28 protein-coding genes are annotated in these 24,989 nt (G+C 72.0%); 6 read left to right on the top strand and 22 right to left on the bottom strand.

All coding sequences use genetic code 11. The features are described 5' to 3' along the window. The first annotated feature begins 82 nt into the window (after positions 1-82). A complete protein-coding gene (locus IEY78_RS10125) occupies positions 83-637 on the top strand; it encodes a peroxiredoxin (protein ID WP_189097296.1) in 555 nt (184 codons plus the stop codon). Positions 638-669: 32 nt separating this feature from the next. After that, the gene (locus tag IEY78_RS10120) at positions 670-1,203 is read left to right on the top strand and encodes an alkyl hydroperoxide reductase (RefSeq protein WP_086718421.1); all 534 of its coding nucleotides are present in this window, start codon (positions 670-672) and stop codon (positions 1,201-1,203) included. A gap of 95 nt (positions 1,204-1,298) precedes the next feature. Here the strand turns inward: IEY78_RS10120 and IEY78_RS10115 are convergent, their stop codons facing one another. The 4 genes from IEY78_RS10115 to IEY78_RS10100 form a co-directional block, all read right to left on the bottom strand. Beyond that, the gene (locus IEY78_RS10115) at positions 1,299-2,837 is read right to left on the bottom strand and encodes an AI-2E family transporter (RefSeq protein ID WP_189097295.1); all 1,539 of its coding nucleotides are present in this window, start codon (positions 2,835-2,837) and stop codon (positions 1,299-1,301) included. 127 nt (positions 2,838-2,964) lie between these two features. Next, a complete protein-coding gene (locus IEY78_RS10110) occupies positions 2,965-3,666 on the bottom strand; it encodes an aggregation-promoting factor C-terminal-like domain-containing protein (RefSeq protein WP_189097294.1) in 702 nt (233 codons plus the stop codon). Positions 3,667-4,070: 404 nt separating this feature from the next. Then, positions 4,071-5,393 (bottom strand): RNA 5'-3' helicase PhoH2, encoded by a 1,323-nt coding sequence (phoH2, locus tag IEY78_RS10105; protein WP_189097293.1) that lies wholly within the window; start codon positions 5,391-5,393, stop codon positions 4,071-4,073. A 598-nt stretch (positions 5,394-5,991) separates the two neighbouring features. Further along, entirely contained in the window at positions 5,992-6,771 is a 780-nt protein-coding gene (locus tag IEY78_RS10100) for an isoprenyl transferase (protein WP_189097383.1), read from the bottom strand. 140 nt (positions 6,772-6,911) lie between these two features. Here IEY78_RS10100 and mgrA point away from each other — a divergent pair, with 140 nt between their 5' ends. Then, complete coding sequence (mgrA, locus tag IEY78_RS10095) at positions 6,912-7,943, top strand: L-glyceraldehyde 3-phosphate reductase (protein WP_189097292.1); 1,032 nt, start codon at positions 6,912-6,914, stop codon at positions 7,941-7,943. Positions 7,944-8,136: 193 nt separating this feature from the next. Here the strand turns inward: mgrA and IEY78_RS10090 are convergent, their stop codons facing one another. Further along, positions 8,137-8,871: a prepilin peptidase gene (locus IEY78_RS10090; protein WP_189097291.1), complete on the bottom strand. Its 735-nt coding sequence runs from the start codon at positions 8,869-8,871 to the stop codon at positions 8,137-8,139. A gap of 62 nt (positions 8,872-8,933) precedes the next feature. Here IEY78_RS10090 and IEY78_RS10085 point away from each other — a divergent pair, with 62 nt between their 5' ends. Further along, positions 8,934-9,287, top strand: coding sequence for a DUF192 domain-containing protein (locus IEY78_RS10085; RefSeq protein ID WP_189097290.1), 354 nt, complete (start codon positions 8,934-8,936; stop codon positions 9,285-9,287). Between the two features lie 62 nt (positions 9,288-9,349). On the opposite strand, the gene IEY78_RS10080 is transcribed toward IEY78_RS10085, so the two are convergent. The 13 genes from IEY78_RS10080 to IEY78_RS10020 form a co-directional block, all read right to left on the bottom strand. Continuing rightward, positions 9,350-9,979, bottom strand: coding sequence for an OmpA family protein (locus IEY78_RS10080; RefSeq protein ID WP_189097289.1), 630 nt, complete (start codon positions 9,977-9,979; stop codon positions 9,350-9,352). Positions 9,980-9,989: 10 nt separating this feature from the next. Further along, positions 9,990-10,577 carry a hypothetical protein gene (locus IEY78_RS10075; RefSeq protein ID WP_189097288.1) on the bottom strand — a complete coding sequence of 196 codons (588 nt, stop codon included), beginning with the start codon at positions 10,575-10,577 and terminating at the stop codon, positions 9,990-9,992. A 65-nt stretch (positions 10,578-10,642) separates the two neighbouring features. Further along, on the bottom strand, positions 10,643-11,362 hold the full coding sequence (locus IEY78_RS10070; RefSeq protein ID WP_189097287.1) for a pilus assembly protein TadG-related protein: 720 nt from the start codon (positions 11,360-11,362) through the stop codon (positions 10,643-10,645). Between the two features lie 20 nt (positions 11,363-11,382). Continuing rightward, positions 11,383-11,547 (bottom strand): hypothetical protein, encoded by a 165-nt coding sequence (locus tag IEY78_RS10065; RefSeq protein ID WP_189097286.1) that lies wholly within the window; start codon positions 11,545-11,547, stop codon positions 11,383-11,385. Between the two features lie 597 nt (positions 11,548-12,144). Then, on the bottom strand, positions 12,145-13,038 hold the full coding sequence (locus tag IEY78_RS10060) for a DUF5936 domain-containing protein (RefSeq protein ID WP_189097285.1): 894 nt from the start codon (positions 13,036-13,038) through the stop codon (positions 12,145-12,147). 8 nt (positions 13,039-13,046) lie between these two features. After that, positions 13,047-14,036 (bottom strand): type II secretion system F family protein, encoded by a 990-nt coding sequence (locus tag IEY78_RS10055; RefSeq protein ID WP_189097284.1) that lies wholly within the window; start codon positions 14,034-14,036, stop codon positions 13,047-13,049. Further along, a complete protein-coding gene (locus tag IEY78_RS10050) occupies positions 14,033-15,373 on the bottom strand; it encodes a TadA family conjugal transfer-associated ATPase (protein ID WP_189097283.1) in 1,341 nt (446 codons plus the stop codon). The genes IEY78_RS10055 and IEY78_RS10050 overlap by 4 nt, the downstream gene beginning before the upstream one ends. Beyond that, complete coding sequence (locus tag IEY78_RS10045; protein ID WP_189097282.1) at positions 15,370-15,834, bottom strand: TadE/TadG family type IV pilus assembly protein; 465 nt, start codon at positions 15,832-15,834, stop codon at positions 15,370-15,372. Before IEY78_RS10045 ends, IEY78_RS10050 begins: the two co-directional genes overlap by 4 nt. Then, entirely contained in the window at positions 15,831-16,214 is a 384-nt protein-coding gene (locus tag IEY78_RS10040; protein ID WP_189097281.1) for a TadE/TadG family type IV pilus assembly protein, read from the bottom strand. Before IEY78_RS10040 ends, IEY78_RS10045 begins: the two co-directional genes overlap by 4 nt. Positions 16,215-16,217: 3 nt before the next feature. After that, positions 16,218-17,666, bottom strand: a complete 1,449-nt coding sequence (locus tag IEY78_RS10035) for a CpaE/TadZ family protein (RefSeq protein ID WP_189097280.1) — start codon at positions 17,664-17,666, stop codon at positions 16,218-16,220. A 13-nt stretch (positions 17,667-17,679) separates the two neighbouring features. Continuing rightward, positions 17,680-18,396, bottom strand: coding sequence for a Flp pilus assembly protein CpaB (gene cpaB / locus IEY78_RS10030; RefSeq protein ID WP_189097279.1), 717 nt, complete (start codon positions 18,394-18,396; stop codon positions 17,680-17,682). Between the two features lie 111 nt (positions 18,397-18,507). Continuing rightward, on the bottom strand, positions 18,508-19,731 hold the full coding sequence (locus IEY78_RS10025) for a collagen-like triple helix repeat-containing protein (protein WP_189097278.1): 1,224 nt from the start codon (positions 19,729-19,731) through the stop codon (positions 18,508-18,510). A gap of 441 nt (positions 19,732-20,172) precedes the next feature. Then, on the bottom strand, positions 20,173-21,048 hold the full coding sequence (locus IEY78_RS10020) for a S1 family peptidase (RefSeq protein WP_189097277.1): 876 nt from the start codon (positions 21,046-21,048) through the stop codon (positions 20,173-20,175). A 263-nt stretch (positions 21,049-21,311) separates the two neighbouring features. Between IEY78_RS10020 and IEY78_RS10015 the strand changes: the two genes are divergently transcribed. Next, positions 21,312-22,661 (top strand): M14 family metallopeptidase, encoded by a 1,350-nt coding sequence (locus IEY78_RS10015; RefSeq protein WP_189097276.1) that lies wholly within the window; start codon positions 21,312-21,314, stop codon positions 22,659-22,661. Between the two features lie 57 nt (positions 22,662-22,718). On the opposite strand, the gene IEY78_RS10010 is transcribed toward IEY78_RS10015, so the two are convergent. Continuing rightward, complete coding sequence (locus IEY78_RS10010; protein ID WP_189097275.1) at positions 22,719-23,000, bottom strand: peptidylprolyl isomerase; 282 nt, start codon at positions 22,998-23,000, stop codon at positions 22,719-22,721. Positions 23,001-23,273: 273 nt separating this feature from the next. On the opposite strand from IEY78_RS10010, the gene IEY78_RS10005 reads away from it, so the two are divergent. Beyond that, positions 23,274-23,570, top strand: coding sequence for a hypothetical protein (locus tag IEY78_RS10005; RefSeq protein WP_189097274.1), 297 nt, complete (start codon positions 23,274-23,276; stop codon positions 23,568-23,570). Here IEY78_RS10005 and IEY78_RS10000 read toward each other — a convergent pair. The 3 genes from IEY78_RS10000 to IEY78_RS09990 form a co-directional block, all read right to left on the bottom strand. Further along, positions 23,558-23,749 carry a hypothetical protein gene (locus IEY78_RS10000; protein WP_189097273.1) on the bottom strand — a complete coding sequence of 64 codons (192 nt, stop codon included), beginning with the start codon at positions 23,747-23,749 and terminating at the stop codon, positions 23,558-23,560. The genes IEY78_RS10005 and IEY78_RS10000 overlap by 13 nt on opposite strands. Positions 23,750-23,914: 165 nt before the next feature. Next, positions 23,915-24,106, bottom strand: coding sequence for a hypothetical protein (locus IEY78_RS09995; protein ID WP_096212828.1), 192 nt, complete (start codon positions 24,104-24,106; stop codon positions 23,915-23,917). Between the two features lie 11 nt (positions 24,107-24,117). Continuing rightward, positions 24,118-24,966 carry a helix-turn-helix domain-containing protein gene (locus IEY78_RS09990; RefSeq protein WP_189097272.1) on the bottom strand — a complete coding sequence of 283 codons (849 nt, stop codon included), beginning with the start codon at positions 24,964-24,966 and terminating at the stop codon, positions 24,118-24,120. Positions 24,967-24,989: the final 23 nt, after the last annotated feature.

The raw sequence follows: 24,989 nt of genomic DNA, 5'->3' as shown, positions 1-24,989 counted from the left end.
ATGCCTCCTGTGGCACTGTGAGACCCGTCCAAGCCTCAAAGAAAGACCTCAAAAGGGACTTTCTGCGCAACAAGGAGAGTACGTGCTCACTGTCGGTGACAAGTTCCCCGAGTTCGACCTGACCGCCTGCGTTTCGCTGGAGCAGGGCGCGGAGTTCGAGCAGATCAACCACAAGACCTACGAGGGCAAGTGGAAGATCGTCTTCGCGTGGCCCAAGGACTTCACCTTCGTGTGCCCCACCGAGATCGCCGCCTTCGGCAAGCTGAACGACGAGTTCGCCGACCGTGACGCGCAGATCCTCGGCTTCTCCGGCGACTCCGAGTTCGTGCACCACGCCTGGCGCAAGGACCACCCGGACCTGACCGACCTGCCCTTCCCCATGCTCGCCGACTCCAAGCACGAGCTCATGCGCGACCTGGGCATCGAGGGCGAGGACGGCTTCGCGCAGCGCGCCGTCTTCATCGTCGACCAGAACAACGAGATCCAGTTCACCATGGTGACCGCCGGTTCCGTCGGCCGTAACCCCAAGGAGGTCCTGCGGGTCCTCGACGCGCTGCAGACCGACGAGCTGTGCCCGTGCAACTGGTCCAAGGGCGACGAGACCCTCGACCCGGTCGCGCTGCTCTCGGGCGAGTGACACTCCGCTAGCGAACTGGAGGCTGATCTGACATGGCTCTCGACGAACTCAAGTCCGCCGTACCGGACTACGCCAAGGACCTGAAGCTGAACCTCGGCTCGGTCATCGGCAACAGCGACCTCCCGCAGCAGCAGCTGTGGGGCACCGTGCTGGCCTGCGCGATCGCCTCGCGCTCGCCGAAGGTGCTGCGCGAGCTGGAGCCGGAGGCGAAGGCGAACCTCTCCGCCGAGGCGTACGCCGCCGCCAAGTCGGCGGCCGCCATCATGGCGATGAACAACGTCTTCTACCGGACCCGGCACCTGCTGTCGGACCCGGAGTACGGCAACCTGCGCGCCGGTCTGCGGATGAACGTCATCGGCAACCCGGGCGTGGACAAGGTCGACTTCGAGCTGTGGTCGCTGGCCGTCTCGGCCATCAACGGCTGCGGCATGTGCCTGGACTCGCACGAGCAGGTGCTCCGCAAGGCCGGCGTGGACCGCGAGACGATCCAGGAGGCCGTGAAGATCGCGTCCGTCCTCCAGGCCGTCGGCGCCACGCTCGACGCCGAGGCCGCGCTCGCCGAGTAACTCCGGCCGCCGCGCGACACCCGCAGCACGGAACCCCGCAGACCTCTCAGGTCTGCGGGGTTCTGGCCGTTCCGGTCGTGCCGTGCGGCGGCGGGCTACTCCCGCTCCCCTTCCGGCGGTTGCGGCACGGGCGTGGGCGGCGGGGTCGGGGCGAGGGCCAGCGCCGTGGCGCCGCGCGGGGCCACCGACATCCGCAGCGCCTGCTCCCTGGAGTAGGAACGCAGATAGCCGACCACCGTGTTGGTGACCGCCACCAGCGGGACCGCGACGACCGCACCGCCGATCCCGGCGATCAGCCCGCCCGCGGCGACCGAGAGGATCACCGCCAGCGGGTGGACCCGCACCGCCCGGCCCAGGATGAACGGCTGCAGGACATGGCCCTCGATCTGCTGGACGGCCAGCACGACCGCCAGCACCATCAGCGCCGTGAACACCCCGTTGGCGACCAGCGCGATCACACACGCCAGCGCCCCCGACACCACCGCGCCGATCAGCGGGATGAACGCGAACAGGAAGATGAAGACGGCCAGCGGCACGGCCAGCGGCACATTGAGGAAGTAGAGCCCGATGCCGATGAAGATGGCGTCGATCAGGGCGACGACGACCGTGCCGCGCACATAGGCGGTCAGCGTCCGCCAGGCCCGCGGCCCGGCGCCCGCCACGCCCTCCCGGGCCGCGCTCGGGACCAGCTTGAGCAGCCAGTTCCAGATCCGGCGGCCGTCGTAGAGCAGGAAGAGCGTGGTGAACATCGCCAGCAGGATGCCGGTGAACACCTCCAGGACGACGGTGACGCCCTCCAATCCGGCCGAGGTGATCGCCTCGGTGTTGGCGCCGACCGCGTCCTGGAGGTTCTTGGCGATGTGGTTGATCTGGGACTCGGTCACATGGAACGGGCTCTTCAGCAGCCAGCCCTTGAGCTCGGTGATGCCCTCCTGGATGCGGCTGGACACCGAGTCGATGTTGTCCTGGACCTGCCAGACCACGAACCATCCGACCAGGCCCATGATGACGAACCCGCCGATGAAGGTCAGCGCGGTGGACGGCCCGCGCGGCAGCCCGCGCTGGCGCAGCCAGGCCACCGTGGGCTGCAGCAGCGCGGTGATCAGCGTCGCCGCGATGAAGGCCAGCACGACCAGTTCGATGGTGGTGATGACCCGCGCCAGCACCCAGAGGGTGGCGGCCAGCACCAGCAGCCGCCAGCCCGCCTCGGCGGCGACCCGCACGCCCCACGGCACCGCGTCGACCGGATCGGGGCGGGCCGCGACGGCCGGGGCGTAGGACGGCGGCGGAGGAACGGTCTCCGGCGGCGCCGGCTCCGGGGAGGACGGCGCGAGTTCGGTCGCCGGGTGCGGCACCCCGTCCGTCGCCTCCGGCAGCTGCGTACGGGGCACGGTGAGCGTGCCGGGCCCGCCCTCGCGCACCGCCGAGGTGTGTGCCGGGGCGTCGGCGGCGGCGCCCGCGTGCCCGGCAGGCCTCAGCCCTTCCGGATCGCCGGCGTCCTGCACGGAGTCCGACAGGCTCCCGCCATGGGGGACCCCCATGGCCTCCGCGCGGCGGCGCTGCTGCTCCATCCGCTGCGAGAGCCGTGTCAGACCGGCGCCGAGGCCACCGACCCACTGAGGCAATTTGGACATGTACCTTCCTCTTCCCCTCCCGCACGCCACAAACCTGACGGGCACGACGTTACCCGTGCCGACGCACGAAACCCCCGACGCGTGCGCGTTCGGGGGTTTCGGACGTACGGGGGAGGTACCGGCGGGCCTAGTACCAGCTGTTGGCCTGCCAGAACGACCAGGCGCCGCAGGGGCTGCCGTAGCGGTCGTTCATGTAGTTCAGGCCCCACTTGATCTGGGTGGCCGGGTTGGTCTGCCAGTCGGAGCCCGCCGAGGACATCTTGGAGCCCGGGAGCGCCTGGACGAGTCCGTAGGCACCCGAGCCGGCGTTGGTGGCGCGGTAGTTCCAGCCGGACTCGTGGTCCACGATGTTGCTGAAGCACTGGAACTGGTCGCCGGCCATCATCTGGCGCGCGATGGCCTGGGTCTCGGAGACGGAGTACGAGCTCTTGCCGAGCAGGTCGCTGACGTCACGCGAGGAGGAGCGGGACGCGGCCAGCTCCTTCTTCTTGCGCGCGTCGGCGTCCTTCTTGGCCTTCGCCTCGTCCGCGGCGTCCTTCTTGCTCTTCGCCGTCTCAGCGGCGGCCTTGCGAGCCGACTCCTGTGCGGACTTCAGGGCTGCCGTGTCCGCCTGGGTGGACTGGTCGTCCGCCTGCTGCGTCAGGGAAGCCGTCTGCACCTGTGCCTGAGCGCCTGCGGGGATGTCAGCGATCGTCGCGTCGGCAGCGGTCGCCTCGGTGTTGCCGACCGAGGCGGGCTCGTTGCCCGCGGCGACGCCGACCACGGCGCCGACGGTGGTGACCGCGGTGGCGGATGCCACGGCGAATCCCCGGACCGAGATCCGGCTCACACGTTTTCCTTCCAGCATCGCCCGCATAGGTGACCTCGCGGGCGCAATCGTGCCCCTGACGCTGGTCTCCCCTTGTTCCGGACCCAATTGAGCGGGCGGGACCGGCTGGTCACGGGAGGCACTGGCCCGGTACGTCCCCCTCGGGGTCCGCGTGGTGCTCGGGCGGCATACGGCGACTCGCTATGAAGTTCGATCGTTCTACACCGCTGGGGGTGTTGGGTGCCGTATGCGGGGCCTGACAGGACCCAGACTCTGCCCGAACGGCACGCCGGGAATCAATTCCCCGCTGGGTGTGAAAGCTCACACCTCGTTTACCGTCAAGGATTTTCGGATAACCAGGCGCAGCACAACGCCGCCCGGCTAAGCTCCTTCGCTTTGCCGGGCGGCGCGGTGTTCACAACGGGTCAGATCCTGCCGTCCTCCAGCATTTCGGTCACCAGCGCCGCGATCGGCGAGCGCTCCGAGCGGTTCAGCGTGACGTGGGCGAACAGCGGATGCCCCTTCAGCTTCTCGACCACGGCGACGACGCCGTCGTACCGCCCGACGCGGAGGTTGTCGCGCTGGGCGACGTCATGGGTCAGCACCACCCGGGAGTTGGCCCCGATACGGGACAGAACCGTCAAAAGGACGTTCCGTTCGAGTGACTGGGCCTCGTCCACGATGACGAACGCGTCGTGCAGCGACCGCCCGCGGATGTGGGTCAGCGGCAGCACCTCCAACATGCCGCGCCCCACCACCTCTTCGATGACCTCCTTGCTGGTCACCGCGGACAGCGTGTCGAAGACGGCCTGGGCCCAGGGGCTCATCTTCTCCGCCTCGCTGCCCGGCAGATAGCCCAGCTCCTGTCCGCCGACGGCGTACAGCGGGCGGAACACCATCACCTTGCGGTGCTGCCGGCGCTCCAGGACGGCCTCCAGACCCGCGCACAGCGCCAGCGCCGACTTGCCGGTCCCGGCCCGCCCGCCCATCGAGACGATGCCGACGTCCGGGTCGAGCAGCAGGTCCAGCGCGATCCGCTGCTCGGCGCTGCGGCCGTGGATCCCGAAGGCCTCCCGGTCGCCCCGCACGAGGCGGACCCCGCCCTCGGCGGTGACCCGCCCGAGCGCCTTGCCGCGCTCGGACTGCAGAACGAGTCCGGTATGCACCGGAAGTTCGGACACTTCCGGCATCTCGGCGGTCTCCGCGGCGAACAGCGCGTCGACCTGCTCCGCGGGGACGGTCAACTCGGCCATCCCCGTCCAGCCGGAGTCGGTGATCGCGAGTTCGGCGCGGTACTCCTCGGCCAGCAGGCCGACCGAGGACGCCTTGATGCGCAGCGGCAGATCCTTGGAGACGACCGTCACGTCATGCCCCTCGGCCTGCAGATTGCGCGCCACCGCGAGGATCCGCGAGTCGTTGTCCCCGAGCCGGAAGCCCGCGGGCAGGATCCCGGGGTCGGAGTGGTTCAGCTCGACCCGGAGCGATCCGCCGAGGTCTCCGATGGGGATGGGCGCATCCAGCCTCCCGAACTGCACCCGGTACTCGTCCAGCAGGCGCAGCGCCTGCCGCGCGAAGTAGCCGAGCTCCGGATGGTGTCTCTTGGCTTCCAGTTCCGTGACCACGACGACCGGCAGCACGACCTCGTGCTCGTCGAAGCGGGACATGGCGCCTGGATCCGCCAGCAGGACACTGGTGTCGAGGACATAAGTACGCCGGTCGTTGTCACGGCGCTGTTTGCTGTTCACCACGGTGGGACGAACCCCCTCGGATGAGGTCGGGGTGCGACGGCGTCGCGGGGCGGTGTGCTCCTGGGGCCGCCGGGCCACCGGCTACCGCTGGACGGCGTCCTCAGGACCCCCGGCCATCTCGTGACCGGACCGGGCTCGGACCACATTGCGCGGGCCGAGCGCCGGCCCTCCGCGTCGACCGTGCGGTGCGCACGGACCTCCGTGATGTGCAAAGGGCCTCCCGGGCGGACGGCTCCATGTCGTCCGCTGAGATGCGGCGCCCGATGGCTTGTTCCGGACGCCGACCTGGAAGGGATATTCCCTCGAACGCCCGCCGCCATGCCACGGCATATGACGCACGGTCGGTGAACCTTTGGCAACGCCTCTCCCCCGGGGCGGCCGACCGCGGACCGGCCCGCCCCGGGGAATGCGGTGTCAGAAGAGGCCCCGCCGGGGGTTCGTGGTGCCGGCGGGGCGGGGGACACCTCACGGGACTACCGGCGCGTAAGGGTCATACAGGACAGAAGGGAGATATGACTCGAATGGCCCAACTCGCCGCCGGTCACCCCTGTGCCGGGACGGGGCCGGGCCGGACGGTACAGGCCCCGCCCGGCGGTGGCTAGAAGCCGTAGCGCCGGTGCCGGGCGGCGTAGTCGCGCAGCGCCCGCAGGAAGTCGACCTTCCGGAACGCCGGCCAGAAGACCTCGCAGAAGTAGTACTCCGAATGGGCGCTCTGCCACAGCATGAAGCCCGACAGCCGCTGCTCGCCGCTGGTACGGATCACCAGGTCCGGGTCGGGCTGGCCGCGGGTGTAGAGGTGCTCGGAGATCAGGTCGATGTCGACGATCTCGGCGAGCTGCTCGAAGGAGGTGCCGCGCGCGGCGTGGTCCAGCAGCAGCGAGCGCACCGCGTCGGCGATCTCCTGCCGGCCGCCGTAGCCGACCGCGACGTTCACCAGGACGCCCTTGTTGTCCGCGGTGGCCTGCTCGGACTCCTTGAGCACCTGCTGGGTGGCGGTGGGCAGCAGATCGCGGTTGCCGACGTGGTGGACCCGCCAGCGGCCGTCGGCGGCCAGGCCGCGGACGGTGTTCTCGATGATGCCCAGCAGCGGCCTCAGCTCTTCCTCGGGCCGGTCGAGGTTGTCCGTCGACAGCATCCAGAGCGTGACGACCTCGACATCGGTCTCCTCGCACCAGCCGAGCAGCTCACCGATCTTGTCCGCGCCGGCCTGGTGGCCCTGCTCGGTCGTGCGCCCGTCGGCCCGCGCCCAGCGCCGGTTGCCGTCCAGGATGACGCCGATGTGCTTGGGCACCTGGGTGTGATCCAGGCGACCCTCCACCCTGCGCGCATACAGCCGGTAGACCAGATTGCGCAGCGCGGGCGGATAAGGGATGCGCATCCCGGAAGATCGCAGCATGTGTGGTCCAACCCCTCCGTACCAATGGCGGTCACCCCCGTCGCCTCAAGGGAGCAACTTTACTTCTCGGCTGTCTCGGCAGCCCAATCAGGTGGTCACAAGTACGTGATAGGGAGATGAGCATGACTGGCACCGACTACCACGCCGCGGATTCCCGCTACGACTCGATGAAGTACCGGCGAACAGGCCGCAGCGGACTCAAACTCCCGGCTATCTCCCTTGGACTCTGGCACAACTTCGGTGACGACCGCACCCTGAGCTCCCAGCGCGCCATCCTGCGCCGCGCCTTCGACCTGGGCGTCACCCACTTCGATCTGGCCAACAACTACGGTCCGCCGCCCGGGTCCGCCGAACTGAACTTCGGAAAGATCTTCGCGCAGGACTTCCGGGGCTACCGCGACGAGATGATTCTGTCGACGAAGGCCGGATATCTGATGCACCCGGGTCCCTACGGCGAATGGGGTTCGCGGAAATATCTCCTCTCGTCGCTGGATGCGTCACTGCGGCGGATGGGCGTCGATTACGTCGATATCTTCTACTCGCACCGCTTCGATCCCGATACTCCGCTCGAGGAGACGATGGGCGCGCTGGCGTCCGCCGTCCAGCAGGGCAAGGCACTTTATGCCGGTATCTCCTCCTATAACGCCGAGCAGACCCGGAAGGCGGCCGGAATCCTGCGCGCCATGGGCGTACCGGCGCTGATCCACCAGCCCTCGTACTCGATGATCAACCGCTGGACCGAGGACGACCTGCTGCTGGACACCCTGGAGGCCGAGGGCATGGGCTGCATCTCTTTTGCGCCACTGGCACAGGGCCTGCTGACGGACAAATACCTGCACGGCATCCCCGAGGGCTCGCGCGCCGCCCAGGGCAAGTCCCTGGACCCGGGCCTGCTGTCCGACGAGGTCGTCCGCCGGCTGCGCGGCCTGCACGACATCGCCGCCCGCCGCGGCCAGTCGCTGGCCCAGCTCGCCCTGCGCTGGGTGCTGCGTGACGGGCGGATGACCTCCGCGCTGATCGGTGCCAGCAGCGTCGAGCAGCTGGAGGCCAACATCGCGGCCCTGGACGCCCCGGCGATCACGGACGCGGAACTGGCCGAGATCGACGAGTTCGCCAGGACCACGGACGGCGTGAACATCTGGGCCCGGCGGTAGCGGGCAACAAAAAGCGGGCCGGTCCGTGGGGGGGATACGGACCGGCCCGAGGGGGGGTTTCCACCATAACCCCGCGGGCGGGGTGCTGTGTGCACCGGCGCGCGCCGCGGCGTGGCTCGCGGGGGTGCGGGCGTACGGACGGGTTCCTCCCGCACGCGGGGCCGGCCCCTTCCCGGCCCGGGCGGGGGCCCGGTCAGGCGGCGGCAGCGGCCCCCAGAACCAGTCCGCAGAACGCCCCGAAGATCATGAAAGGCCCGAGCGGCATGGCCGTGTCCCGCCCGCCGCGCCGCGAGAGCAGCAGCCCGGCGCCGTAGAGCGCCCCGCTGAACACCCCCGCCGCCCCGCCGGCGACCAGGGTGCGCCAGCCGTACCACCCCAGCGCGATCCCCAGCCCGACCGCCAGCTTGGCGTCACCCAGCCCGAGCCCGCGGGGGTTGACGGCGTGGAGCAGGAGGTAGCAGACGCCGAGCACCAGGCCGCCCAGCAGCGCCCGGTGCCAGGCCCCGGTCTCCCCCGTCAGCCGGGCGGCGAGCCCCAGCGCCCCCGCGCCCACCGCGGCCAGCGACAGCGTCAGCGCGTCCGGGAGGCGCCGGACCCGCCGGTCGACGGCCGTCAGCAGCACCGCGAGCGGCGTCATCAGCAGCCAGGCGGCGAGTTCCGGGCGGGGGCCGGTGGCCGCCGCCAGCGCCGCGCAGGCCAGCGCGGTGACCGCCGCCGTCGCCGGCGCACCCGGGCCGTACGCCCCGCAGTCCGGGCAGTGCCCGCGCCCCAGCCAGCCCCGGGCCGGGCCCGTGATCGCGTGGCCCCCGGGACAGGCCGTGCGCCACTCCTCCCCGGGGCCGACGGCCATCCGGTGGGCGGGCCGCGGCAGCAGCAGCCCGGCCGCGGCCCCGTAGGCGGCGGCGAGCACGATCAGTGTCAGTGCCACGGGCCGGCCCCGAATCCTCGTGGGCGGGACCCCGGGGCCCGGGAGCTGATAGAACGCTGGGCATGGCGCGCTGGAAGAACGGTCCGGGGACCCTGCACGGGGCACAGCTGGGGATACCGCTGGAGATCGCGGCCTCCTACCGAGCCCGCGCCCGCGGACTGCTGGGCCGCGACGGCATCGAGGGGGCGCTGCTGCTGACCCCGGCGAGCGGGGTGCACACCTTCCGGATGCGGTTCGCGATCGATGTCGCCTATCTGAGCCGGGACTTCACCGTGCTGGCCGTGCGCACCATGCGCCCGGGCCGGCTGGGCCGCCCGCGGCTGCGGGCCCGGCACGTCCTGGAGGCGGAGGCCGGTGCGATGGCGCGGTGGGGGCTGCGTGCGGGCCTGCGGCTGGACGTCGAACCCACCGGCTGAGCGCGCCGGCGCGGCCGGCCGGCGGCCCGGGCGGGCAACCCGGGTCCTGGCGGGCGCCCGGGTCATGACGCGCGCGGGAAGCTGACCTCGACCCGGCGGTTCTTCCTGCGGCCCTCCTCCGTGCCGTTGTCGGCGATGGGGTACTGCTCGCCGTAGCCGCGGATCTGGAAGCCGACGGACGGGCCGAGGTCCTTGGCCAGTTCCTCCTGCACCGCGGTGGCGCGCCGCTTGGACAGCACCAGGCCGTGGCTCGCGGAGCCGAGGTCGTCGGTGAAGCCGAACACCCGCAGGCCGGTGGCGTGCTGCTTCTTGATCTCGTCGGCGATGGTGTTGATCCGGGACAGCGCGTCGTGGGTCAGCTCGGCGCTGTCCTTGCCGAAGAGGACCTCGGCCTGGAGCGCGAAGGTCACGTTGTCGTTGGTGTCCTGGCGGCGCTCGGAGCCGTCGTCGGTCTCGACGATGGACTTGATGTTGAGGACCTTCGACGGGGCGAGCCTGGCGCCCTGGACCATCCGCAGATCGGGGTCGTTCGGGTCGATGTGCACGGGCGGGGCGGAGTCCTCGGTCACGCCCGGCGGGTCGGCGTGGGCGGCGGGCGCGGTCAGCGGCACGGCCAGCAGCAGTGCGACGGCGGCCGCGGTGACGGCGCGGCGCGGCGCGCGGCGGCCTCGGGGCGTCTGGGTCGCGGTCATCGGTACCCGCTCAGTCCGTGATCTGTACGGTGGCCGGCGGCATGGTCGGCAGCTGGAAGTCGACCTCGGTGACCTTGGCGGGGGGCGCCGGGAACTGTGCGAAGACGGGGCGGCTGGCGCCCGGCATCAGCCCGCTGAGGCCGGTGGTGCACAGGCATTCGCCGTTGGTGTCGCGCAGCACCAGATACCGCTTCTTGCCCGCCTTGTCGACGAGGGTGGCGCCGGAGATCGAGGAGCGGGAGCGCAGCTCGGTCTCGTTGGAGCGCCAGTTGATGGCGTTGAAGGGGCGGTTGCCGTGATTGGCGACCGTGCCGTTGACGGTGACGAAGCCGCCGGAGTCCCGGACGACGGAGTGCAGGGTGACCACCACGCCGTCCGGCCCCTTCATCTCACCGATCACCTTGTCGGAGTCGGCGGCCGGGCTGCCGGGGCCGCCGTCCTTGGGGGCGCTGCTGCGGGCCGGCGGCTTGTCGCCGTCCGCGCCCTTCGCACCGCCGCCGTCGCCGCCACCGCAGCCGGCCACGACGAGAGCCAGGCCGACAGCGCCGGCCAGGGCGACCGCTCCTCTGGCGGCCTTCGTGGTGCGCCGAATGCTCATGGATGCGATTCCTTTGATCGTCGTCTGGTCGGGTCGTGGCCGGGACGGTGGCCGGGTGCGGCCGGTCAATGGGCGAGGCGTACGGAGAAGAGGTCGGCGGCTTCCGGGAGGTCCTGGAGGTGGTCGGGGTCGAGGGCCCAGCGCTTGCCGTCGCAGCTCAGTTCGACGGGGGCGTGCCCGGGGTCGTCCTTGTCCTTGCCGCCCTTGCCGTCCGCGCCGCCCGTGTCCCCCGCGCCGCCCGGACCGCTGCCGTCGTCCGGCGGTGCGGCGAGGGTGCAGCGGGGGCCCACGACGGACGTCGCCTCGGACTTCGCGTGGATGCTGCTAGTCCTCGGGATGACCGAACTCCCCACGGCCTTGCGGCTGGTGACCGTGACGGCGAACGAGGTGGGCCAGGAGTCCGGGACGCAGCCGGGACCGGAGACCTCGGCGCCGTTGCGGCCGGCGAACCAGTCCGCGCTCGCGCAGGCGTCGGTGGACAGCGGGCCGCGGCCGTTCAGCAGGTCCTTCCAGGCGGCCGGGTCGGTCACGTAACTGCCGTCGCGCAGACCGTCGAGCAGGCTCTTGGTCAGCTGGTCACGGTACTTCTGGCCGGCGGCGAGCGCGGCCGCGTCGGCGGCGGTCTGCGCACCGTTGCGACTGGCCGCCGCCTGGCCGACGGCGAAGAAGGCGAGTGCGAGGAAGAGCAGGCCGGCGACCGCGACGATGTAGACGGGAAAGGCCTGTCCGGCATCGCGCGGGCCGCGGCGGGTGGGACGCGTGGGACGGGTGGGGGAAGCCGTCACGGCGGTGGCGCCGGACCGGCTTAAATGCCGACGACGTCGGAAATCTTGTTGGCGATGGCGTTCGCGATCTGGCTGCCGAAGTCCGTGGTCGACAGGACCAGGACGATCGCGACGACCACCGCGATGATGCCGAGGTACTCGATCGAGGTCTGTCCCCGGTCGTTCCCCAAAAGCCGCTTCGCCATCGTGTTCCCCTCCATGGGCGGCCGTACCACTCTGGTCCGGCTGGTCTGCCCCCGTGATGCCGGCGCGTTCGGGCGCGCTGGTGACATCAGAAAAGTACGCCGCAACAGCGTTCCCGGAACAGGGATTGCGAACCCCGTCCTGATTCCGGAACGCGGACGACAGAGACAACGGCACATTTTGGCCATTCGCTCGCACCCCGTCCACCCCCGTTCCCCCTCCGGGACCCTGCCCCGCTCCCCTGCCCATGTGGACCGTACGGCCCGACCGCACCCTAGTGGGCGCGCGACCGCAGGCCTACCCACTGTGACACAACTCGTTGCTGGTGCGAAGGAGTTGAGGAGAAGCGAGGCGGGAACCACACGCATCCGGCCGGGAGCGGCCCCGGGACGCGCCGGAGTGCGCCCCGGCGCGGCGCGGCGCACGGCACCGAGGCGGCGGACCCGGGGCTCGGACCGGCCGGTCCGAGGATGTGCATCCGCAAGGACGGCCCGCGGTGGCGGGGGCGCGGCAGGCCCCGGCGGGGAGGACGGCGGAGACGCCCGGGCGGGCCGCGCCGGGGAGCGGCGACGGGGCCCGCGCCCCGGTGCGGCCCCCGGTCACTTCCCGACCAGCGAGCCGAAGTTGGTGCCCGAGCCCAGGAAGAACCCCGCGATGAGCAGGATCATCGTGGCCGGCACCATGAACGTGGTGACGACCATGGTGGCCTTGGGGACCGCGCGGGCGGCGCGGCGCCGGGCGTTCTGGGCGTCGGTGCGGCGCATGTCGTTGGCGATCTGGATCAGGGTGTCGACGATCGGCGAGCCCAGCTCCTCGCCCTGCTGGAGGGCGGTGACGAACTGGGCGACCTGTTCCGAGTCGTTGCGTTTGCGCAGTTCCTCGAAGGCGGCGCGGCGGCTGACGCCCATGTCCATCTGCCGCAGCGTGATGCGGAGTTCGTCGGCCCAGGGGCCCTCGTAGCGTTCGGCGACCCGGTCCAGGGCCTGGCGGAAGCCCAGGCCGGCGCTGACCACGACGGCCAGCACATCGAGAAAGTCCGGAAGCGTGCGCTCGATGGTGTCCCGGCGCTGGCGGATCGCGGCCCAGATGCCGACCTCGGTCCAGAAGAGGCCGAAGAGCACCATCAGGATGCCGAGCAGCGGCTGGCCGCGCAGGAACATCACCAGCGCGCCGAGGAAGCCCAGGGCCCCGTAGACGGCGCGGCGGGCCGCGTAGCGGTCGACGGTCAGCCCGGCCGGATTGCCCGCCAGGTCGATCCGCCGGCGGATCCGGGCGGTGCGCCCCTCGCCCATCAGCCGCAGCACCAGCGGCGCCCAGCGCATCCCGGCGCGGTCCACCGCCGATCCGACGGCGGTGGTGCGGGTGGCGCCGACCTCCAGGGACAGCGCCAGGTCGGGCGGCAGCCGGGCCTCCCGGCGGTAGAGCGCGACACCGCAGCAGACACCCACGACCGAGAGGGCGAAGGCGAGGGCCAGCAGGATTCCGATTGCCATGGCGATACCTAGACGTCGATCTTGGAGAGGCGGCGGATGAAGAAGAACCCGAGGCCGTAGAGGGCGAAGGCCACCACGACCGCGAGCTGGCCGAGGAAGGAGGAGGTCATCCGGTCGATGGCGCCGGGCGCGATCCGGTTCATCAGCAGCAGGGTGCCGATGCCGAGCAGCGGGACGACGTAGGCGGTGACGACGACCTGGGAGAGCTGGGTGCGGACCTCCCGCCGGGTCTCCTTGCGCTCCTCCAGGGTCGTGGTGAGGTTGCGCAGCGAGCCGACGACGGTGCCGCCGGCCCGGTTGGAGAGCACCAGGGTGGTGACCAGGACGACCAGTTCGCGCGACGGGAGGCGCTCGGCCAGTTCGCCGAGGGCCTCGTCGACGGAGTGGCCGACGGCGAGCTTGTCGGAGACCTTGGCCAGCTCCTCGCCGGCCGGGGCCTCCAGCTCCTCGGCGGCCATGCCCAGCGCCGTGCGCAGCGCCAGCCCGGCCTGGGTGGCGTTGGCGAGGATCCGGGAGAGTTCGGGCAGCTGGTTGATGAAGCGCTCGATGCGCTTCTGCCGCTGCCAGTTGAGGAAGGCGAAGGCCGCCCAGACCGCGACCAGGGCCGCGATCGGGCCGAAGAAGGGGGCGAGGGTGGCCTGCGCGACCACCCAGAGGACCGCGACCGCGGCGAGCATGCCGACGAAGAATTCGCCGGGCGTGGTGTCCAGGCCGGTGGCGGCCAGCCGCAGTGCGAGGCGGCGGCCGAAGCGGGTGGCGCGCAGGGTGCGGTCGACGGACGGGAAGCGGCGGCGGCGCCCGGAGGACGGCAGCGCCCGCTCGTCGGCGAGCCGGTCGACGACGGCCTGCCGCTGGGCGCGCCCGGCCGCGTACGTGCGGACCCCGGCGATCGCCAGCAGCCCGCACAGCAGCGTGGCCCCGATGGCGAGCAGGGCGAGGGGGTTCGTGGTGGCCGCGGTCAGTCCCCCGGCGGCGGTGGTCGGGGCCCAGCCGGTCATGAGGTGGCCTTCCGGATGGCGAGTTGGTCGTCGGTGGCCGCCACGCCGAAGGCGGGCGGGGTGGGTTCGCTCGCCATGAAGAGGCGTTCGGCGACCCGGCGCGGCAGCGGGAAGTAGCGGAACCGGCCGTGCACGACGCGGTCGGCGCCCATCGGTTCGGCGTCGAAGCGGCAGACCGTCGCGATCCGGTAGTCCTCGTGGCCGCGGGAGTCGAGAAGGGCGATCTCGCTGATCCGGCGGGTGCCGTCGGCGTGCCGGGAGAGCTGGACGATGCAGTCGACGGCGCTGTTGATCTGGTCCCGCAACGCCTCGAAGGGGATCTTGACGTCCGACATGGAGGCCAGCGTCTGCAGCCGCATCAGGGCGTCCTCGGCGCTGTTGGCGTGCACGGTGGCGAGCGAGCCGTCGTGGCCGGTGGACATCGCCTGGAGCATGTCGAGGGTCTCGCCGCCGCGCACCTCGCCGACGATGATGCGGTCGGGGCGCATCCGCAGGGAGTTGCGGACCAGGTCGCGGATGGTGATGCGGCCCTTGCCCTCCACGTTGGGCGGCCGGGACTCCAGCCGGATCACATGGGACTGCTGGAGCTGGAGTTCCGCGGCGTCCTCGACGGTGATGATCCGCTCGCCGTCCGGGATCAGGCCGGAGAGGGCGTTGAGCAGGGTGGTCTTGCCCGCGCCGGTGGCCCCGGAGACCACCACGTTGAACTTGGCCCGCACCAGCCCCGCCAGCAGCATCAGCATCTGCTCGTCGAGGGTGCCCATGCCGATGAGTTCGGCGAGGGTGTAGGCGCGCGGGAAGCGGCGGATGGTGAGGGTGGCGCCGTTCAGGGCGAGCGGCGGGATGATCACGTTGACGCGTTCGCCGGACGGCAGCCGGGCGTCGACCATCGGATTGGACTCGTCGACCCGGCGGTTGACCGTGGAGACGATCCGCTCGATGGTCTGCATCAGCTGCTCGTGCGAGGCGAAGCGGACGGGCAGCAGCTCGACCCGGCCGGCCCGCTCCACATAGACCTGATCCGGGCCGTTGACCATGATCTCGGTGATCGAGGCGTCCTCCAGCAGCGGCTCCAGCACCCCCAGGCCCAGCGCCTCGTCGACCACCCGGCGGATGAGCTGGGCGCGTTCGGCCGTGGAGAGCACCGGGCCCTCACGGCTGATGATGTGGCCCAGCACGCGCTCCAGCCGGGTGCGGCGCTCGGCCGCGGCCAGCGAGGACATCTCGGCGAGGTCGATCTCCGCCAGCAGCTTGGCGCGGTAGACGGCCACCAGATGGCTGTCCTGGCGCGCCTCGCCGGCCGGTTCGGGTGCGACGATCCGGGCTTTCAGGCTCATCGCGGGGCTGCTCCTTCGTCGGCGCCCGCGGCGGGCCCGGCGCCGAGGGCGCCGGACTCCTGCGGGCGGGGCATGGTGGCGCTGCGGCGGGCGGTGCCGAAGTCGCCCACGCCGGGGATGATCGAGGGGATGGTGACCGACACCGTCGCGCGGACCGAGTCGCCGCCGTCGCCGCCCACGGTGATCCCGGCCTTGATCCAGTCGCTCATCGCGGCCCGGCCGGCGGCCTGCGGGTCGGCCGGGTGGTCGGCGGGGTCCATCGAGGCGGTACGGGCCGCGGCGCGCGCTCCCGTCCCGGCCTGCTGGACGGCGAACGCCGCGAGTCCGAGCTGGACCACGGCCAGCCCGACCAGCAGCAGGAGCGGCAGGAAGCCGAGGAACTCCAGGGAGACCTGGCCCCGGTCGCGGTCACGGTCGCGGCCGGGGCCGCAGTGCCGGGCGGGCGGGCGGACGGCGCTCATCGGGGGTCCTCCTTCGCGGCTCCCGCCGAGCCCACGGCCCGCCACGGGAAGCTGCCCGCGCCGGGGAACAGCACCGGGACCTCGATGCCGACCGTCGCCTTCCACACGCCGGCCGCGGGGGCGCAGGAGATGCTCGCGCCGCCCCGCCAGGAGGCGGGCAGTTCGTGCGCGGCGGCGGCCCGGCAGGCGCCCTCGCCGCCGCCCTCCATCGCGGTGCCGGCCCGTGCGCCCCGGTCGGCGGAGTGGGCGGCCAGCGCATAGGCGTAGCCGACCAGGACGAGCTGCCAGAGCAGCGCGAGGACCAGCAGGATCAGCGGGAGCATCCCGACGAACTCCACGGAGACCTGCCCCCGGTCGTCGCCGCCCAGCGGGCGCCGCACCGCTCAGCCCTCCTCGTAGGGACCGGCGGCGTCGAACGGCCCCGCGCCGCCCGTCGCCGCGGGGCCGCGGCGGCCGGCGAACCGGCCGCCGGACCGCGCCCCGGCCCGGTCGGCCGGACCCGGTGCCGCTCCCGCCGCGCCCTCGGCCGTCGCCGTGCCGGGAGCCGCCCCCGGCGCTATGGCCTTGCGCTTGCGGCCGGTCAGCGTCGGGCGCGCCCGGTGGCTGCCGCGGCCCTGCCGGGCGGCCGGCGACTCGACCAGGCCGAGTTCGGCCGCCAGGGCGCCCAGCGCCTGCTTGACCGTCGACCGGTTGTCGAGGTCCTGCATCCGGCCCGCGTCGACGCAGGGCTGCAACTCCTTGAAGGCGGCCGGCACGTGCGTCCGGGCGACCTGGGTGCCGGTGGCCTTGGCGACCAGCGGCGGCTGGATCTCGGTGTTGCGGGTGAGGCGGTTGACGACGGTCGTGGTGTCCTCCGCCTTGCGGATCTGCAGCCGGTCCCACAGCCGCACCTGCCGCTTGGCGGCGCGTACGGCGACCACGTCCGGGGTGGTCACCAGCAGTGCCGTGTCGGCGAGTTCGACCGCCGCGGCGTTCGCGGACTGCATCTGGGACCCGCAGTCGACCAGCACGACCTCGTAGCGCGAGCGCAGGGCGCCGAGGATCTGGCGGGCCGCGCGGTCGTCGACCTCCTCGCCGCGCTCGCCCTCCTCGGGGGCCAGCAGCAGTCCCAGGCCGGTGTGGTGGGCGTGCACCGCGTCCTGGAGGACCCGTACGGAGATGTCCTGGATGCCGGCCAGGTCGACGATCGAGCGGCGGAACTGCACGTCCAGATAGGAGGCCACGTCGCCGGACTGGAGGTCCAGGTCCACCAGGGCCACGCTGCGGCCCGCGGTCCGGGCGGCCAGCGCGAGGTGCACGGCGGTGACGGTGGTGCCGACCCCGCCCTTGGCGCCGGTCACGGTCACCAGCGTGCCGGCCGGTCCGGGCGCCGCCTCCGGGCCGGCCCCGAGGTGCACCCGTACGCCGGCGGCCCACTGGGCGGCGGCCTGCACCCGGGCGGCCAGCTCGTCGTAGCCCAGCGGCAGCCCCACCACGCCGCGGGCGCCGGCGTCCATCGCCGCGGAGAACAGCGCGGGTCCGGCGTCCGCGGTGATCAGCACCACGCCGACGGCGGGGAAGCGCAGCGCCACCTCCCGGATCAGCTCCAGCGCCGGTGCCGGGCCGATCCGTTCGTGGACCAGCACGACCTCGGGGAGCCCCTCCACGGCGGCCGGACCGGCGGCGGCCGGGGCCTCTGCGCCCTGCGCACCGGCCCGGGCGAGCGCGGCGAGCAGCGCGGTGGAGTCGGCGACCGCGGGCGCGGGCTCGGCGTCCGGCAGCTGGTGGAGCAGCGAGGAGACCGCGCGTGCGGCGTCCGGGTCGCCGATGGCCGAGAGGATGCGGATGGTCACCAGGGGCTCCGGGTCACTTGTCGCCGTCGAGGGTGTAGGTGCGCTGACCGGGCGGTATGGCGGTCTCGCTGCCGGGGGCGAGCAGGGCGAGCCGGACATGGGTGGCGAAGGACTCGGCGTAGGCGACGCGTTGGGCGTCTCGGGTGTCCAGCGCGAAGGTGATCGGCACGGCCTCGCCGGCCTGCCGGTTCGCGGTGGTGTCGCCCGGGTCCTTGGCCTCCAGGGGCGTCAGCTTGCCGACGTCGATGACCTGGGCGCCGGCGACGATGACCTTGGAGACCGGCTTGTCCTCGGGGCGCTTGCCCTCGAACGTGGCGTAGATGTTCACCCGCGCACCCGGGTTGATCTTGCCGGCCACCCCGGTCGCGGCGTCGATCATGATGGCGATCTCCTGCTGCCCGGGCTGCAGCGCGGGCCGCTCGACGATCATGTCGTCCTGGAGCAGCGACCCCTTCTTCAGCGGGGTCACGGCGATCCGTCCGCTGACCTTGTCCAGGTCGGTCACGGCGGTCGGCGGCAGCCAGCGCTCCGGCATCTTCACCTTCTCGAACTGCCCCGGATCCAGCGCCTTGTAGGCGGCTATGTCCGTCTTCAGCCGGTACGCCGTCCGCTCGGGGCCGACCTTGGACTCGACGTTCTTGATCACCGACAGCACGCCGACGAACGCGCCGATCGCGCAGAGAACCGACAGGAGCAGCAGGATCGCTCCGCGGCGCTGGCGTGAGTTCATGGGGGAGGGACCTCGATCGGGGACGGAGAGCAGGGGCGGGCGGTCGGAGGTGACGGACGGCGGGCGGCTGCCGGGCCGGCCGGGGCGGGGCCGCACTCGGCCGGGGTCGGCTCAGCGCACGCGGGCCACCGTCCGCGGGGTACCGGGGGCGCCCGGCCGGCCGGACAGGTCCGGATGGCCGGCGAACGAGGCCTGGCCGGGCAGGTCCCGGCGGCCGGGAGTGCGGGGGCCGTCGGACGCGTAGGGGTTGCCGGGCACGGGGGGACCGGACCCGTAGGGGTTGCCGGGTGCCACCGGGCCGCCCGGCGGGTACTGCGGGCCGCGGGCGGCGGCCGCGTCCGATGCGGCCGGTGCCCGGTGCACGGCGGGCGCCTCCGGCGCGTCCGGGACGGCCGACGGCGCCGCGGGCGGGTGCGGGAGGGCCGCCGGCGCCTCCGCCACGGCCCGGGGCGCGGGCGCGGCTATGGCCGCCGGCCCATGCGCCGGGCCGCCACCCCCTGCCGCCCGTGGTCGGGCGAGCGGCGCCGCGCAGAACGCGCAGCGGTCGCCGAGGAGTTCCAGGCCGCACCAGCCGCACCGCTCCCGCAGCACGGAGCTGACCAGCTGGTGCAGGACCGACAGGTCCGGTATGCCCGCGGCGAATTCGACCAGTTTGCGGGTCCCCCACCACTCGGCGGACTCGGCGGGCAGCCGGGTCTCGAACACCCCCTGCACCTGCCAGGCGGGGGCGAGCGTGTCGCTCACCCAGTCGCCGGTGAACTGGCCCCGGGCGAGCGCGAGCTGGGTGGTGAAGCCGGGCGCCGGCAGCCCGGCGCCGCCGCCGTGCCGGTCGAGTTGCAGCAGCCGCGGCGCGGGGTGGGCGAGCACCGCGAAGTGGACGCCGGGCAGCCAGGACTTCACATGGGAGCGCAGATCGACCTCGATGTGGTCCAGGCCGCCGACGCTGCCCAGCAGGGCGCCCGCGTGGAGGTAGTGGCTCAGCAGCCGTGCCGCGCTGGCCAGGACGCCGGGGCTGAAGTCGCACAGCGACAACTGCCGCAGCTGACGGGCCAGCACGGCCACCCCCAGCGGCGGGAGGGACAGCGGCACGATGGCGATCCGGTCGCTCTCCAGGACGGCGCGCAGCGTGTGCAGCCGGCGGATGTGCGCGGGCGGGCAGGCGGAGGAGTAGAGCGCGACGATGTGGCCGTGGTGCTCCAGCACCGCGCTGGTCTCCGTCAGGGCCTCGTCCAGCGGCTGGAGATGCGGGGCCTGGAGGACGACGGCGGCGGGGGTCTGCCGGTCGGTCGCAGGCAGCGCGAGGTCAGGGCTGGTGACTGCAATCGCGGTCGGCACGTCGCTCCCCCACTCCCTCCGGCCGCCGGGGGCCCCGGGACCGCGGATCGGCACAGCTCTGCGCCATCGGCGCCATACGCTGAGCACCTTATCCACAGAGATACGTCCCAGAGAACACGTTCTGAGCTACTCGTCATCACCATCGCTCCACACCTGCGCGGCGCGGAGCGACTCGGCGGCGCACACGGTAACCCCCGCCCCCGACCAGCGGCTTGACACCCGTAATGGTCTGGACCACGCACGCGCGGGTGCAGGCGCCGCAGGGTGCGCATCCGCCTCTCGTGCCCCACTTTTCGGCCGTCCGCGGGCAGTTGTGCGGGAGCGCGTCCGCAGGGGTCCGCACCACCCGCACGCCCCCGCCCCCGTACACACCGCGAGGTCCCGTGCACCGGAGCGCACGGGACCTCGCCCCCCGCTTCCCGAACGGAGGGGTCCGCTACCTCACTTGCGTGCGGCGGACGGCTTCGGCAGGGCGCAGCCGGCCGCGTTCAGGTCGAGCTTGTTGCCCGCGGCGAAGCACTTCGGTATCCCGTAGGTCTCCTCCGCGTAGTTGGTGCCCTTGTGCACCGTGACCTTGCCGTTCTCATCCACTTCGCACGGGTTGTTCTCGGTGCACCGCTCACCGTCCTCGTTGCCCGTGTTGTTGATGGCCGTGACCTTGCCGGTGGACGTGTCGACCACGGGGGATCCGGAGGTGCCGCCGATGGTCTGGCACTGCGGGGTGTAGCGGACCGAGTCCTTCCAGGTCCAGTCGCCCTCCTTGAGGGTGGGCACGAACCCGTCGATGTTGCACGAGTAGATCTTCTTCCAGTACCCGGAGACGACGCTGATGCCGGCGCCCTTCACCGGGTGGTCGGTGGCCAGCTCCAGTGGCTTGATCCCGTACTTCTGCTCGATCTGGGCGTAGGTCGACGAGGTGCGGTAGAGGGTGACATCGGTATCGGTCATCGTGGCGTAGACGACCCGGTTGGCCCGGATCGTGCCCGCCCGGCCGCCCGTCTTGGTCAGCAGGGTGAAGCTGCGGCTGGACGGCTGGTCGACGACGACCTCGCCCGCGCCCGGCATCCCGCTCTCCAGGCAGTGGCCGTTGGACATCACCAGCGCCGGGTCGTTCGCCTGCGAGCCGGGCATCCGCACGACGGAGCCGGAGCAGTTGCTCAGCGCGACGGTGCCGGCGAAGTCCACGGCCTTGGCCTTCTGGTGCTGCGCGGGCGCCCGGTGCTGCTGCGGTGCCGCCTGGGCCGTTCCGACGGTGCCCGCGAGGGCTGCGGCGCCCAGCACGGCCGTGGCCAGGGTGCCGACGAGAGGTCGATTCATGTGGGGGTCCTCTCAACTCTTTGTCACCGAAGTCCCGTGCGGGGCTTCGGATTTGTCGTGCGCAGTGTCCGCGCGGCCGCCGGATGAAGCAATCGGTTTCGCCGGATCGATGGGAAGTCGCCGGGTTGGCCGCGGGCGGACGGGAGCGGCCCGCCCGCCCGGCATCCGGCCCGCCCGGTATCTGGCCGCCGGATGCATTGACCCGCTCATGTCATGCCCCGACACTCACGTCGTCGCTTCGCTCACACCCCACAGGAGACCGCATGCGACCACGTATCCGCGGCGGACGCAGCACCGTCCTCGCCGCGCTCCTCTCCCTCGCGCTCGCCGCCCCCGTCGCCGCCGCCCAGGTGTCCGCCGGCCCGCCCGGCGAGCCCGCCGCCGCGGCCGCCGCCCGCCCCGAACTCCCGCACCAGTACGCGGTGTCCGGCCCGGCCACGCCCGCCGAGCGCACCGCGCTCACCACGACCGGCGCCACCATCGACGAGGTCCACGCCCGCGCCGTCGTCGTCACCGCCGACCGCGCCCAGGCCGCCGCCGTCCGCCACCTCGGTTACCGCCTCCGCCGGCTGCCCGACCCGCCGGCCACCCGGCCGGTCTCCCCCGGCACCCGGGTCGGGGACTTCCCCGCCGGGTACACGAAGTACCACACCTACGACGAGGCCACGAAGGAGATCGACGCCCTCGTCGCCAGGTATCCGGCCCTGGTCAGCAAGAAGGTCATCGGCACCTCCCAGGAGGGCCGCGACATCCTCGCCCTCAAGGTCAGCCGGAACGTCACCGAGGACGAGGCGGAGCCCGAGGTCCTCTTCACAGCGCACCAGCACGCCAGGGAGCACCTCACCGTCGAGATGGCCCTGTACCTGCTGGGCGAGTTCACCTCGAAGTACGGGAGCGACCCGCGCATCACCAAGATGCTGGACTCCCGCGAGATCTGGATCATCCCGGACCTGAACCCGGACGGCGGCGCCTACGACATCGCCGCCGGCTCGTTCCGCAGCTGGCGCAAGAACCGCCAGCCCACCCCCGGCTCCCGCAGCGTCGGCACCGACCTCAACCGCAACTGGGACTTCAAGTGGGGCTGCTGCGGCGGCTCGTCGTCCAGCCCCTCCTCCGAGATCTACCGCGGCCCGTCGGCCGCCTCCGCCCCCGAGGTCCAGGTCGTGGCGAACTTCGTCCGCAGCCGGATCGTCGGCGGCACCCAGCAGATCAAGGCCGCCATCGACTTCCACACCTACAGCGAACTGGTCCTGTGGCCCTTCGGCTTCACGGACGACGACACCGGCCCCGGGATGACACGGGACGACCACGACGCGTTCGCCACGATCGGCAAGAGCATGGCCGCCAGCAACGGCTACACGCCCGAGCAGTCCAGCGAGCTGTACATCACCGACGGCGCGATCGACGACTGGCTGTGGGGCGACCAGAAGGTCTTCGCCTACACCTTCGAGATGTATCCGTCCTCGGCCGGCGCCGGCGGCTTCTACCCCAAGGACACCGTGATCCCCAGGGAGACCACCCGCAACCGCGAGGCGGTCCTCCGCCTCCTGGAGGTCGCCGACTGCCCCTACCGGGCGATCGGCAAGGAGGCGCAGTACTGCAAGGCGGGTTGAGCGGCCCGCCCGCCGAGTGGGGCTGCGCCTGCGCGGCGCAGCCCCACGCGCACCGCGTCAGTCCTCGCGGCTGGTGACCTCCAGGAGGTGCATCCCGAACTGGGTCTTCACCGGTCCCTGGACCACGCCGACCGGGGCGGAGAACACGACCTGGTCGAATTCCGGCACCATCTGCCCGGGGCCGAACGACCCGAGGTTGCCGCCGTCGCGGGACGAGGGGCAGGAGGAGTGCTTCTTGGCCAGCTCGGCGAAGTCCGCTCCGCCGGCGATCTGCTCCTTGAGGTTCAGCGCCTCGGCCTCGGTGTTGACCAAGATGTGACGTGCAGTAGCCCTAGCCATGTTCTACGTCCTTTCGAGTCCTCATCAGCGCCATCCACGATCGCGTACCCGGCAGGACCCGCCGGTGGCAGCGACCACCGGCCCGGCCACGGCAGGTACACGTGCCGCCTCCGTAGGTCGGGCAAGCGCCACCTCAGAATCCCACAGGCGCCCACCCGCCCAGGTCACCGCCCGAGGGCGGCCCCCGCAGGGAGCGTGCACCCCGGTGAACCATCCGCCCCGGGCCCGCGTCTTCCCTCCTTGACCGCCCCCCACCTGCCCGGGAGAACAGCCATGGCCGACAAGGACGTTGCGCACACCGACGAGCGGGGATACGCCCCGGAGCCCTGGTGGGCGGGCGTCGGAACGTGGGGCGCCGTCGCCATGATCGCCGTCGGGGCCCTCCTGGCGGCATGGATCTTCCTCCGGCTCCCCGGCACCCCACCGGGGCCGACCCACGGCTACTACGGAGCCTCCAAGGTCATCGCCATCGGCCTGGTGATCGTGGGCGGCACCCTGCTCAACCGCCGCCGCACCCGTACCGCGGCCACCGAGGAGGCGAACACCCAGGACGGCCCTCAGAGCAGGTGATCGGCCTTGCCGGCCTTTATCTCGCGGATGAGGGTGCGCAGGGCCTCGCGGCTGTCGGTGACGTACGCATCCTCGGCACCCGCCACGGCGATGTAGGCGTTGCCGTCTCCGTCGGTGCCGAGGCGGAAGCAATTGTTGCCTTCGCCGCAGTAGGGCTCTTCCCAGCTGATGTCTGCCATGGTCCCCTCACGATTGACACGTGATGCTGGATGAAGTCGCACGGCGCCTTGCCCGGGACCGGCGCCGAACCCACTGTGCACCAGATGACGGGTCTCCGATACGGCGCGCCGCCCATCTGCTGCAGGGAGCAGATGGACATGCCGTTCCACGGAAGGCAGCTGCGGCTAGAGCAGGTGATCGGCCTTGCCGGCCTTTATCTCGCGGATGAGGGTGCGCAAAGCCTCGCGACTGTCGGTGACGTACGCATCCTCGGCACCCGCCACCGCGATGTAGGCGTTGCCGTCCTCGTCGGTGCCGAGGCGGAAGCAGGCCGAGCCCTCGGCGCAGAACGGCTCTTCCCAGCGGATATCGGCCATGGGGGTGCCCCTCACAGTTGACGCGCGATGGCGTGGATGAAGTCGCGCGAGCGTTCGGGAGAGAGGCTAACGCGTTCCATTCCGTCCATCTGTGACCGGTAGCGGGTCAACTGCGCGTCCAGGTGCAGGAACTCCGGCCCGTGCGTGCTGTCCACCTGCACGGCATCGAGTTGCGGCACCACACCTTCCGCGTAGACCACGGTCTGCCCGGCGCCCGGAAACTCTCCGGCCTCGAAGGGGATGACGCGCAGGGTCACGTTGTCGCGCTCGGAGACGCCGAGGAGGTGCTCCAGCTGGGCAAGGGCTACCGCCCGGCCCCCGAACTGCATCCGCAGGGCGGCCTCATGGACGATGCCGAGGTACCCGCACGGGTCAGCGCCCTCCAGCACCTGCTGGCGCTCCATCCGGTGGGCCACCCGCAGCGCGATCTCATGCTTCGGCATGGGAGGGACGCCCACGCGAAAGATCGTGGTGGCGTGATCGCTGGTCTGCAGCAGACCCGGAATGTGCACCGTGTGCGCGGTACGCATCCGTACGGCGTGCCACTCGAACTCGGCGATGTCCAGCAGCCCGGCAGGGAGGCTGCCCCGGTACTTCTCCCACCAGCCCCGGCCCGGCTCAGCCATGGCCACCAGTGCGTCGACATACTTCTCATCGCGGCAGTCGCAGTTGCAGGCCAAGGTGCGCAGCCGCTCCGGACTGATGGGGCGCAGGCCCGCCTCCATGTTCGAGATCCTGCTCCGGTCGACACCCAGCAGCCCGGCGGCATATTCGGCGGACATGCCTGCCGTCGTGCGCAGCTTCCTGAGTTCGGCACCCAGCCGCTGCTGGCGTTCGGTCGGCGTTGTCCTCTGCGCCATGAAGTTCCCTCCGACTCCGAGAT

The sequence above is a fragment of the Streptomyces kronopolitis genome, assembly GCF_014646275.1.
In the GTDB taxonomy this organism is placed as follows: Bacteria; Actinomycetota; Actinomycetes; order Streptomycetales; family Streptomycetaceae; genus Streptomyces; species Streptomyces kronopolitis.
This window is presented reverse-complemented; position numbering and strand designations above follow the sequence as displayed.

Bases quoted from the DNA above. Each gene is read 5' to 3' on its own strand.
- IEY78_RS09990 (WP_189097272.1), bottom strand. From the start codon at position 24,966: ATGGCGCAGAGGACAACGCCGACCGAACGCCAGCAGCGGCTGGGTGCC.
- IEY78_RS10075 (WP_189097288.1), bottom strand. From the start codon at position 10,577: ATGAGCATTCGGCGCACCACGAAGGCCGCCAGAGGAGCGGTCGCCCTG.
- cpaB (WP_189097279.1), bottom strand. From the start codon at position 18,396: ATGAACTCACGCCAGCGCCGCGGAGCGATCCTGCTGCTCCTGTCGGTT.
- IEY78_RS10000 (WP_189097273.1), bottom strand. From the start codon at position 23,749: ATGGCAGACATCAGCTGGGAAGAGCCCTACTGCGGCGAAGGCAACAAT.
- IEY78_RS10080 (WP_189097289.1), bottom strand. From the start codon at position 9,979: ATGACCGCGACCCAGACGCCCCGAGGCCGCCGCGCGCCGCGCCGCGCC.
- IEY78_RS10115 (WP_189097295.1), bottom strand. From the start codon at position 2,837: ATGTCCAAATTGCCTCAGTGGGTCGGTGGCCTCGGCGCCGGTCTGACA.
- IEY78_RS10020 (WP_189097277.1), bottom strand. From the start codon at position 21,048: ATGAATCGACCTCTCGTCGGCACCCTGGCCACGGCCGTGCTGGGCGCC.
- IEY78_RS10060 (WP_189097285.1), bottom strand. From the start codon at position 13,038: ATGGCAATCGGAATCCTGCTGGCCCTCGCCTTCGCCCTCTCGGTCGTG.
- IEY78_RS10010 (WP_189097275.1), bottom strand. From the start codon at position 23,000: ATGGCTAGGGCTACTGCACGTCACATCTTGGTCAACACCGAGGCCGAG.
- mgrA (WP_189097292.1), top strand. From the start codon at position 6,912: ATGACTGGCACCGACTACCACGCCGCGGATTCCCGCTACGACTCGATG.
- IEY78_RS10065 (WP_189097286.1), bottom strand. From the start codon at position 11,547: ATGGCGAAGCGGCTTTTGGGGAACGACCGGGGACAGACCTCGATCGAG.
- IEY78_RS10100 (WP_189097383.1), bottom strand. From the start codon at position 6,771: ATGCGCATCCCTTATCCGCCCGCGCTGCGCAATCTGGTCTACCGGCTG.
- IEY78_RS10050 (WP_189097283.1), bottom strand. From the start codon at position 15,373: ATGAGCCTGAAAGCCCGGATCGTCGCACCCGAACCGGCCGGCGAGGCG.
- IEY78_RS10120 (WP_086718421.1), top strand. From the start codon at position 670: ATGGCTCTCGACGAACTCAAGTCCGCCGTACCGGACTACGCCAAGGAC.
- IEY78_RS09995 (WP_096212828.1), bottom strand. From the start codon at position 24,106: ATGGCCGATATCCGCTGGGAAGAGCCGTTCTGCGCCGAGGGCTCGGCC.
- IEY78_RS10015 (WP_189097276.1), top strand. From the start codon at position 21,312: ATGCGACCACGTATCCGCGGCGGACGCAGCACCGTCCTCGCCGCGCTC.
- IEY78_RS10045 (WP_189097282.1), bottom strand. From the start codon at position 15,834: ATGAGCGCCGTCCGCCCGCCCGCCCGGCACTGCGGCCCCGGCCGCGAC.
- IEY78_RS10055 (WP_189097284.1), bottom strand. From the start codon at position 14,036: ATGACCGGCTGGGCCCCGACCACCGCCGCCGGGGGACTGACCGCGGCC.
- IEY78_RS10005 (WP_189097274.1), top strand. From the start codon at position 23,274: ATGGCCGACAAGGACGTTGCGCACACCGACGAGCGGGGATACGCCCCG.
- IEY78_RS10085 (WP_189097290.1), top strand. From the start codon at position 8,934: ATGGCGCGCTGGAAGAACGGTCCGGGGACCCTGCACGGGGCACAGCTG.